Genomic DNA, 9844 nt, shown 5'->3' on the forward strand with positions numbered 1-9844 from the left:
GGTGCAACTGGTGCAACTGGTGCAACTGGTGCAACTGGTGCAACTGGTGGTACGTCAATGCCTCCAATGATCACACCGGGTACGCACATGGGTAAAACCACTGATGGTTGCAATGCCGATGTTAAGTTCATTTGGAACGGTGGCAGCACTGCAACATTGTGGACTTCCAAAGGTGACATCAATCTGACAGGTGTACAGAAGCAAGCTGACGGCACACTGACAGCCACTGGCGGTAGCGGTAAGTACAACGGCTGGTATGGCAACTTGGTAGACAATGACGGTAACGGTAAAGTCTTTACTTTGAGTACTCAAGGTGCTGATGGTAAATTCAGCTTCGAAGCCGATCTGAAGAAAGGCATGGATTTGACTGGTAAAGTATCCTAAGCCTGACGTTATTCCATAAGTAACGGGTGGCGGTTCTCTTAAGAGTCCGCCATTTCTCGCCAGAGATGAAAAGCCCGCCTTTTGGTGGGCTTTTCTCTAATGCAAACCTTAACAAGGAGCTATAAAAAATGAACAAACAAAAGCCCAGCATTTGCTTAAACATGATCGTCAAAAATGAAAGCAAGGTTATTACCCGCTGCCTCAACAGCGTTAAAGACAAAATCGACTACTGGGTAATCAGCGACACTGGCTCAACGGATGGAACCCAACAAATCATCCGTGACTACTTTGCACAACACAATATTGACGGCATTCTCATAGAAAATGAATGGCGTGATTTTGCTCACAATCGCAATATTGCACTCGAACACGCCAGAGATAAGGCCGATTACATCCTCATCATGGATGCTGACGACTGCCTGATGGCGGCCGATGACTTCCAATTCGGCAACCTCACCGCTGACAGCTACAATCTAAACATTCGCTATAACGAACTTCAGTACGCCAACCTCAAACTGATTAGCACCAGACTTCCATGGAAATGGCAAGGTGTCCTGCACGAATACCTCGAAACAAACACCCCCTTCACCAACGAAATCTTGCAAGGTGATTATTTCATCCGAGCATCTACCGAAGGTGCAAGAAGCAACGACCCCAACAAATACCAAAATGATGCAAACGTTTTAATCAAAGCATTACAGAATGAACCCAACAATACCCGCTACCGCTTCTATCTGGCTCAAAGCTACCGTGATGCTGGCAATGCTGAAGCTGCCATCGAACATTACCAGCAACGTGCTGCAATGGGCGGCTGGGCAGAAGAAGCATGGTACTCCCTATTCGAGATCGCCCGCCTCAAAGAACAATGCGACCACCCATCAGAAGAAATTATAAATGCCTATATAAAAGCCTATGAATACCGTCCCCAGCGTGCAGAAAGCTTATACCATCTGGCACGTTATCTACGCATACACAACCGCTTTGCACTCGCCTATCCATACGCATTAGTGGCTGCTAATACCTCGATTCCCAAGGATATCCTATTCGTGCTCCCTGAAGTTTACCGCTGGAAAGCCAAAGACGAACTAGCTGTTATTGCTTACTGGATAGAGCATTACCAAGAGTGCATGGACTTGTGTGATAATCTATTGTCAGACCCTGAATTACCGGCTGAAGAGCGTTCACGGATACAGCAAAATCTCCAATTTGCGGCAGACAAGCTGGTCACGCCCGTCAGCCCCTCCTAACCTGTACGGACATGGAAAACCTGACCCATGGAAGAAGCACTTTCCCTGCGTGACCGCCTCAACCTAGAAACCGCCCGCATCGGTTGGCACGAATTAGAACGCTATTTTGCTGGCGGCAAAGTCATTCACGTGGATGCAGCTCTTGATCTCGTTGAAGTAGCCACCACCATCGCAGAAGACAATACCCACAGACTGCAACAATGGCTTCACGCCAAGCAAGTCGCACAGCTTCGCGATGAGACAGCCATTGGCTGGGCAAACCACCACCCCGACAATCTATGGGCAGTCGTGGTAGCTCCTTGGGTTTTAGTGCAAGAGCGCTTAAGCCCCTAAACAGAAAAAGCCAGCATCTCTACTGGCTTTTTATCATTAATTTCAAATCAATATGCTTACTTTGCAGTAGCGGGTTTAACCGTCGTCAAACCAAGAATCGCCCAATCCTGCATCCCGCCGCGATACCATTTGAGTTTATCCGCTGGGTAGCCAAACTTCAGTAAGGTTTTGATATTGGTTGGTGACTGACCACACCACATACCATTACAGAACATTACCAACGTCTTAGCCCCAGAATAGTCAAACACCTTACTAACAGCATCACCACCAGCGGCAACAGCTTCGTCCACTGCCAGCGCATCACTACCTTCAGCCAATTTCGCACCGAACTGCTCAGTCAGGATTTTGATAATGTCATCAGTACTAGCCCCCTTATCGGGTGCTAAATTTTCCCACGGCAAATTCACTGCACCTGGAATAGTACCCTTTTCAACCCAGTCAGCAGTACGGGAATCAACCACTAAAACACTAGCATCGCCACCGCTCATTTTTTCGAGATAATCCAACATACCCATTTCAGCAATGGTTTCAACGCCTTCCGCAATAGTATCCGGCTGGATACAGAATGGTGGGCAAGGGCGCGAAGTTTTGGCAAAATCATCAACCACTACGGCTTTATTATCTTGATTACGCTTGATTTCTACCGACTCACCGCCGTGTTTAACCGTAACGCTCATTTTGTCTGCGGTAATGCCTACAGGCTTAGCATCTTCAGCTATAGCCGCACTGGAAACACTCATACCCGCAAGTAAAGCAGCAATACCAAACAATTGAATTAACTTCATTTATATCCTCCAGTTATTAAATCTTACACCGAAATGACTGAACTCCCTCACTCTCTCCTTGCGGGAATACAGCAAACACTATCGACAGATTTTTAGTTACAATCAGGCTCATCATCTTTTGCTTTCTTCTCGCCCTCAGCAGCAGGTGCATTAGCATCAGGCTTTTTCTCACCGTCAGCCGCCGCTGGCACAGTTTCAGCAGGTTTAACGTCGGCAGCAGTCATCACCACTTCTTCAGTAACGACTGGTTTTGCTTCTGTTGTAGCCATTGGCTTAGCAGCATTTTCCTCGGCGTAAGCGGTTAGGTGCAAACTAAATAATGTGGTAACTGCTATTAAGAAAGGTAGTTTTTTCATCATTTTTCATCCTAAGCACATTAAATTGTGCTGTTTTTACAACACAACGTATATTTACCAGAAACAATTACCATACACAAGAAATCAGTTTATTATCAATAATTTATTATATGGTAATAAACTGATTAAACTAAATAACAACCTGTTGTTATTTAAATTCAGATAGTTATTCCACTTTACTTGTTTCATTAACAGGAAAGCGCTCCTTAACTTTACGAGCGGGATTGCCTGATACAAAACTATTGGCTTTGATCGGACTCATAACGATGGAATAAGGTGCAACAAAGCATTCATTTTCGATAGTCACTGCTGGCAAAATAACGGCACCCAAGCCAATACCAACATTATTACCAATCACGATAGGTGCTGATAATTGCGCCAATTCACCCCCCCAGCTATAACACACGCGCCGATCTGGATTAGCAGAATCCGTTGGTAAATTAGTCAAAGAGTAAATTTTTGCTCCTGAACCAGTTCCGCAATCATTCCCTATCTGCACACCACCATGCGCTTGAATCAGCGAGAATGGTGTAATGTGAACATTATTACCAACATGCAACTCACCAACTTCATGCTGATAATTTGGATTATCCAGTACTTTTGCGCCTTGTTCTAAAGGGACTTTACCTGCCATCAGGATGCAATAACGGTCGATCCAGACGTTATCCCCCAGATGAATGTCGCGAGAACCCTGAATAATAACACCTTCATCAATCACCACATTTTTACCGCAACTGCCTAAACGACGGCTGTAATACCAATAACGTACCGTACGACCTGCTGAGCCGCCTAACGGTCGAATGATGCTTCTCAGTAAATTATCAAAAAAAAGCGCTATGGACTTCAACATGAGTAATCCTATTTCTAATAGCTAGGGGGATAAAGGAGAAAATGACAAATAACATTCCTATAACATTTAGGACATTACCTGCCCACCATTCACGCGAATCGTTTCCCCTGTCAGGTAATCTGATTGGTGAGAAGCGAGGAATGCTACCACACCAGCGACATCATCAGGCTTAGCAATACGTCGCAACGGCACCCGTGCTGCCGCCATTAAACGAATACGTTCTGGCACTTCCGCTAACTGAGCAGTATCGGTCATACCGGGAGCAATCATATTTACCCGTATACCTTTGGGAGAGAGTTCAATAGCCAGTGCATGACTAAAGCCATCCAATGCCGCTTTAGCGGTGATGAACGGCAATAAATTTCCCATCGGAGCTTCAATCAATTGTGCACTAATGTGGATAATTTTACCGTAACTCGCAACTTCCATCTGTGGTGTGACGTGGCGCACCACATGGAAAGCCCCCTGCAAAGCAGTCTGTAAATGGGCTTCAAAATCTTTCCACTGTACATCTTCCCAACGGATTGCAGCCATCGGAGCCGTGGTGCAATTAACCAAAACCGTGATATTGCCCAAATGGCGCTGCACATAGTGTGCCATATTGGCTACTGCTGTTTCGTTACGAATGTCTGCGGCTACCATTACCGCTTTTTGCCCAGCAGCTTCGACATCACGCATCACAACCTCGGCATTCGCCACTTGGGTAAAGTAGTGAACAGCCACATCAAAGCCAGCCGCCGCAAGGTGACGACAAACAGCACTGCCAATGCCGCCTGACCCTCCTACCACTAATGCCACGGGGCGAGGTGCTTCTATTTCTATGGTCGCCTCTTCTTCAAACTCCACCACTTTGACTTTAGCAACACCTGTCGTCACCTTTTGCCGATGCTGGTTGAAAATATCCGTTTGCAACTCAATCACCTGCATCCGGTCGATCTTGCGCAGCACCTCTGCCCGTACCGTTAGGGTATCACCAACCCTAACCGGCAACAGAAATTCAAGATTTTGTGCAAACCACAATGCCCCGTCGCCAGGTAAACGTGTACCGATAATTGTTGAGATAAACGATACCCCTAACATCCCGTGGGCAACCGGCTTTTTAAAGCTGGTACGGGCGGCGTAAGTAGGGTCAACGTGTAAACGATTGTCATCGCCACTGAGTTCCACAAATCGCGCCAAATCTTTCTCTGTCACGACATGTTCTAGCTCAGCTACTTGCCCCACAAGGATTTCATCGAAACGTGCCATGCCCGCCCCTTCTTCTGCTCAGTGACATCATCATATTAATAATAGCTAAACAAACCATCATCGGCAGGTGCAGAGGTTTCTTCCTCACACTTATGCAGCGTCAATGCCACAATATCAGCCGCCGTATCTAACTGTGCAAATTCTTCTTCCGTGTAACGAATACCGAATTCTTCTTCTAGCAGCAGCAGAATCTCAACTTGCTTGAGCGAATCCCAATCTTTACGCCCACTCATGCTTAACCATACGCCTTCATCATCGGCAACCGGTTTACCCAAAATCGCGACGAGCGCTTGTTTCAGGGTATCCTTAATTTTTTGTGAATCCATGTCTTGTTATTCCTCAATTAATTGAACGCTTTGTACAGGCGTAAACTGTTCAAGGGTGTATTTAGGAATACCGTTCAGCCCTTCTTGAACGGCATCAGGAGCTACTTGCAAATGCCCTGCTAACCATGTCACTGCAGGCTGGTTACGTGGACCATGCTGAACACGAAAACAAACTTGCTCACAGGTCTGAAACTGCGGCAAACTGCGGATCGTCCACAACACAATGGTATCTTCTAGTTGTCGGCCTAACGCACGACAACTGATGCAGAGTTCTTCAATCATCAGCAAATCGCCATGACGTTCCGCAACAATTACCGCAATGATACCACTATCTGATAAACGGTCTTTCAATTGTACGCAAGCTACACAAGAATTTTCACTTTGATGGCGCTCAGTCAGCTCGGACAAGCTAAAACGCCGCATCGCCAAATTGAACTGATTGGTTTTTTTACACAAATCAGCCAAGCGCGACAAGTGTTCTTGTGGGGAATGATTGAAGACTAGGGTCACTTGTAAATTACGCAGGTATTCTTCGTGATCTGTCACTTCCGTCATCAATGACTCACGTAAAGCATTCGCTTTCATATCCTGATTACGCTTCACATCATCAGCCGTTATTTTCCAACGCCACAAAGCTGGATAGAATTCCACTGCCCGGCGAGTCAACTCTGCGTTTTCGTGAGCGTGAATGGCATGGACTTGAGGCAATTGACTGGTGACGGCTGCCAATTCTCCAATATTATCATCCACGAACAGTACTGCATCCGGCGCAATACGCAATGCCTGAGCCACGCGTGCAATGGCACTGGCTTTGTCGCCCCACGAGACTTCTGTTGCCGCAAAATCATCCCATTTCAAAGGAAAGTCATCACGTTGTGCAAACAGGTCTTCGACATCCACACGCTCATTGCGTGACACCAAGGCCAAGAAAATACCTTTTTGCTGCAAGGCTTTGACGGATTCCTGTAAGGCTTTGTGTTGCGGGGTCAATTCCACCCCTTGGATACCATCTTCGCCCAAAATACCTTTATGCAAAGTATTATCCAAATCCAAAGCCAAGGCTTTGATGGGAGGCGACAATGCCGCAGGGAACCAATGGCAAGCCAATTTACGCGCTAATAAAGGTTGAGCAGCATTACTGACGGGGGAACCTGTTGCCACCGCAATACGCATATCCAACAATTCCACTCCTGCTTCTGCGCACACACTACCAATATCAGCAAAGTAAATATCCGGCAAGGTATCCACCAGTGCCTGCATTTGTTGGTGCTGTTCATCACTTTGCAGCCAAGTTGCCACAATGATCGGCGCAGTAGTCGCAGCGCGTAACACCCCCAAACGGGTTAATAGCCACTCACGCCACGAAGCAAAATCGGTATTAGCCAGATAACGGCTACTATCCAGCCACAGCAACTCGATATCCGCCTGCTCACGCCCTGCGAACATCAAAGAATCATCATAATCCCCAAAGTTAAACATCACTTGCCAGCGCCCAAACGCAAAATAAGGTTGCGCCAAACTAGCGATGGATTCCAAGGCATGATTACGCCACACGTTAACCGTCACCGCACGCTGCTGGTCTTCCCCAAAATTCAGTTGCTGCAAAGATAACCGGGTAGGTCGCGCAGTAAATAGGGTTGGTTGCCCTTCCATGCGCTTGATAGTTGAAGACATCTCAGGAAACATTACATCCCGCTCCAGACAAATTTCATAAAGCTATTGACACTTTTTAACATATAGACCCCATTACCTTACCTGATTGTTAGGATGTAGCAACAGGATGACCCGATCAACTGTCATAAGGGGCTTTATTGACAAATGACGATAATTTATTATAGGTGTCGGTATGCGCTTCGGCAACAGGCAGATATGTATATAGAAGCCTATACTTATATTTGCAACCAAAATGTCACCGGTCCATCATTCGTCAATGAAACCTGCATGTCCGCAGCAAACACGCCCATTTGCACCTTATCGGCTAACTGTTGCCGTGCATTCTCCACAAAATAAGCAAATAATGCCTCCCCCTGATCGGGTGGAGCAGCAGGCGTAAAACTAGGTCGCATTCCCTTGCGGGTATCGGCTGGGAGAGTAAATTGCGGCACAATCAACAATTCTCCACCGATTTCACGCAATGACATGTTCATTTTACCTTGAGCATCGGGAAAAATGCGGTAACCCAACACACGCTCCAGTAAACGTTCCGCTTGAGCGGGCGTATCGGCTTTTTCCACGCCCAACAACAACATAATACCACGCCCAATCTGCCCAACCGTTAAACCGTTGACATCCACTTGTGCGCCAGAAACCCGCTGGATTAACCCAATCATACCAAGTAATCCACCAAAGCATCTGTCGCTTGCACCAACGCCTGCTGAATAAGCACTTCGCTTGCCGCATGACCACTCTCAGGAATCACATGAAAATCAGCATTCGACCATGCTCGGTGCAAAGCAAATGCCTGTTCTAACGGGCAAATCATGTCATAACGACCGTGAATAATACTGCCCGGCAAATGTGAAATACGGTGCGCATTATTCAAAAGCTGATTAGGTTCCAGAAAGCCGTTATTGATGAAGTAATGTGCCTCAATACGCGCCACGCTCATCGCCGTGAAGGGATCAGTAAAATGGGTTAAAACCGTTTCTTTCTGTTGCAAATTCGCGCAACGCGCCTCCCACGTTGACCATGCTTTCGCCGCCTGCATCCGTGCAATCTCGTTTTCCCCAGTTAGACGCCGGTAATACGCTGCCACCATATCACTGCGCTCAAGCTCCGGGATCGGCGCAAGGTAATCCTGCCAATAATCAGGGTAAACACGCTCAATGCCTTGCCCCAACTGGTAAAACCAATCAATATCAGGCTTACGGCACAGAAAAATACCGCGTAAAATCATCCCCCTCACGCTAGCAGGGTAAGACTCTGCATAGGCTAAAGCCAAGGTCGATCCCCACGACCCCCCAAACAAAACCCACTGGTCAATGCCGAGTGTTACGCGGATCAACTCCATATCCGCAACCAAATCCCACGTTGTATTACGCTCCAGCGATGCATGGGGCTTAGAACGCCCGCAACCTCGCTGATCAAACAAAATAATGCGATAACGATTAGGATCAAAAAATTGCCGATGCCACGGTTCACAGCCAGAACCCGGCCCACCGTGCAGGAATACCACCGGTAAGCCATCCGGTACACCGCATTCTTCCACATAGATTTCATGCACATCATCCACTTTCAAGTAAAAATGATGGTTATCACGGATGGGGGGATACAGTGCACTCACGCATTACTCTCCTTCGTTTACCAATAACTGGCGACATTCTTCAAAACGGGCGCGGTCAACCTCGTTGGGTTGCGGGTAATCCATTTGCAATGACTCCAACGTCTTGACAATGATCTCAGCAACGGTAACACGCATGAAATCCTTATTATCAGCAGGAATAGCATACCATGGCGCATGTTGGCGAGACGTCTCCCGCAACGCCTGCTCATAGGCTTGCATATACGCAGCCCAATGTTGGCGCTCTTTTACATCACCCGGAGAAAATTTCCAATTTTTATCAGCCTTATCGAGCCGTTTCAGGAAGCGTTTTTTCTGCTCATCCCGCGAAATATTCAACCAAAACTTAAGAATCACCGTGCCATTACGCGCCAGATGCTTCTCATGGTCACGAATAGATTCTAACCGATCTTGCCAAAGGGTATCACGGTTTACCTCGGCAGGCAGGTTTTGCCCATCTAAATATTCGGGGTGAACCCTAACTACCAGCACCTCCTCGTAATAGCTGCGGTTGAAAATGCCGATGCGCCCACGTTCTGGCAAACATTTGCTGGTACGCCACAGGAAATCATGATCCAGTTCCTCTACCGACGGCTGTTTGAAAGAAAATACCTGACAACCTGCCGGATTCACCCCACGCGTCACTGCACGAATCGTCCCATCCTTACCCGCTGCGTCCATTGCCTGAAAGATCAATAACAATGAGTGTTTATCATGAGCATAAAACCTCTGTTGTAGCTCATCCATACGCCCCACCAACTTTTGCAGGCGTTCTTCTAAAACCTTATCATCCGGCGCATCCTTAGGCGGGTGGGTTGGTGCTGTGGATAAGTCAAATCGACCATCAAACGACACCTGATAATTCGTGGGAAATTGGAACATATGGATTTTCTCCTGCTGCATTATTAGAAATAGTATAGCCAATAACTAACTCTCAACTGGATTAGCGACATGACCGACATCGAACTTCACTGGGCTAGATTGGAACAACTTTCCCCCTATACGCATCAACTTTAACCCGCGAAAGCGGTCTCC

General features: G+C 47.1%; 11 protein-coding genes and 1 pseudogene. 3 read left to right on the top strand and 9 right to left on the bottom strand.

Features of this window, described 5'->3' with window-relative positions; genetic code table 11:
- The 3 genes and pseudogenes from BLV87_RS18575 to BLV87_RS18585 form a co-directional block, all read left to right on the top strand.
- A pseudogene (locus tag BLV87_RS18575) lies at positions 1 to 384 on the top strand (hypothetical protein); the annotation flags it as partial.
- A gap of 128 nt (positions 385 to 512) precedes the next feature.
- On the top strand, positions 513 to 1631 hold the full coding sequence (locus BLV87_RS18580; RefSeq protein ID WP_093071124.1) for a glycosyltransferase: 1119 nt from the start codon (positions 513 to 515) through the stop codon (positions 1629 to 1631).
- 27 nt (positions 1632 to 1658) lie between these two features.
- Positions 1659 to 1964 (top strand): DUF2288 domain-containing protein, encoded by a 306-nt coding sequence (locus BLV87_RS18585; protein WP_093071125.1) that lies wholly within the window; start codon positions 1659 to 1661, stop codon positions 1962 to 1964.
- A 56-nt stretch (positions 1965 to 2020) separates the two neighbouring features.
- Here BLV87_RS18585 and BLV87_RS18590 read toward each other — a convergent pair whose 3' ends face one another.
- From BLV87_RS18590 to BLV87_RS18630, 9 genes are all read right to left on the bottom strand, one after another.
- Complete coding sequence (locus tag BLV87_RS18590; protein WP_093071127.1) at positions 2021 to 2749, bottom strand: rhodanese-like domain-containing protein; 729 nt, start codon at positions 2747 to 2749, stop codon at positions 2021 to 2023.
- Between the two features lie 92 nt (positions 2750 to 2841).
- A complete protein-coding gene (locus BLV87_RS18595) occupies positions 2842 to 3105 on the bottom strand; it encodes a hypothetical protein (RefSeq protein ID WP_093071129.1) in 264 nt (87 codons plus the stop codon).
- Between the two features lie 166 nt (positions 3106 to 3271).
- Positions 3272 to 3955, bottom strand: a complete 684-nt coding sequence (locus tag BLV87_RS18600; protein ID WP_093071131.1) for an acyltransferase — start codon at positions 3953 to 3955, stop codon at positions 3272 to 3274.
- 66 nt (positions 3956 to 4021) lie between these two features.
- Complete coding sequence (locus BLV87_RS18605) at positions 4022 to 5203, bottom strand: SDR family oxidoreductase (RefSeq protein WP_093071133.1); 1182 nt, start codon at positions 5201 to 5203, stop codon at positions 4022 to 4024.
- Positions 5204 to 5238: 35 nt separating this feature from the next.
- Complete coding sequence (locus tag BLV87_RS18610; RefSeq protein ID WP_093071134.1) at positions 5239 to 5529, bottom strand: phosphopantetheine-binding protein; 291 nt, start codon at positions 5527 to 5529, stop codon at positions 5239 to 5241.
- A gap of 6 nt (positions 5530 to 5535) precedes the next feature.
- Positions 5536 to 7203 (bottom strand): HAD-IIIC family phosphatase, encoded by a 1668-nt coding sequence (locus tag BLV87_RS18615; protein WP_217630037.1) that lies wholly within the window; start codon positions 7201 to 7203, stop codon positions 5536 to 5538.
- 215 nt (positions 7204 to 7418) lie between these two features.
- On the bottom strand, positions 7419 to 7859 hold the full coding sequence (gene dtd, locus BLV87_RS18620; RefSeq protein WP_093071138.1) for a D-aminoacyl-tRNA deacylase: 441 nt from the start codon (positions 7857 to 7859) through the stop codon (positions 7419 to 7421).
- The gene (pip, locus tag BLV87_RS18625; protein ID WP_093071140.1) at positions 7856 to 8812 is read right to left on the bottom strand and encodes a prolyl aminopeptidase; all 957 of its coding nucleotides are present in this window, start codon (positions 8810 to 8812) and stop codon (positions 7856 to 7858) included. Before pip ends, dtd begins: the two co-directional genes overlap by 4 nt.
- A 3-nt stretch (positions 8813 to 8815) precedes the next feature.
- A complete protein-coding gene (locus BLV87_RS18630) occupies positions 8816 to 9691 on the bottom strand; it encodes a polyphosphate kinase 2 family protein (protein ID WP_093071141.1) in 876 nt (291 codons plus the stop codon).
- Between the last annotated feature and the right edge of the window lie 153 nt (positions 9692 to 9844).

The sequence above is a fragment of the Thiothrix caldifontis genome, assembly GCF_900107695.1.
Taxonomy (GTDB): domain Bacteria; phylum Pseudomonadota; class Gammaproteobacteria; order Thiotrichales; family Thiotrichaceae; genus Thiothrix; species Thiothrix caldifontis.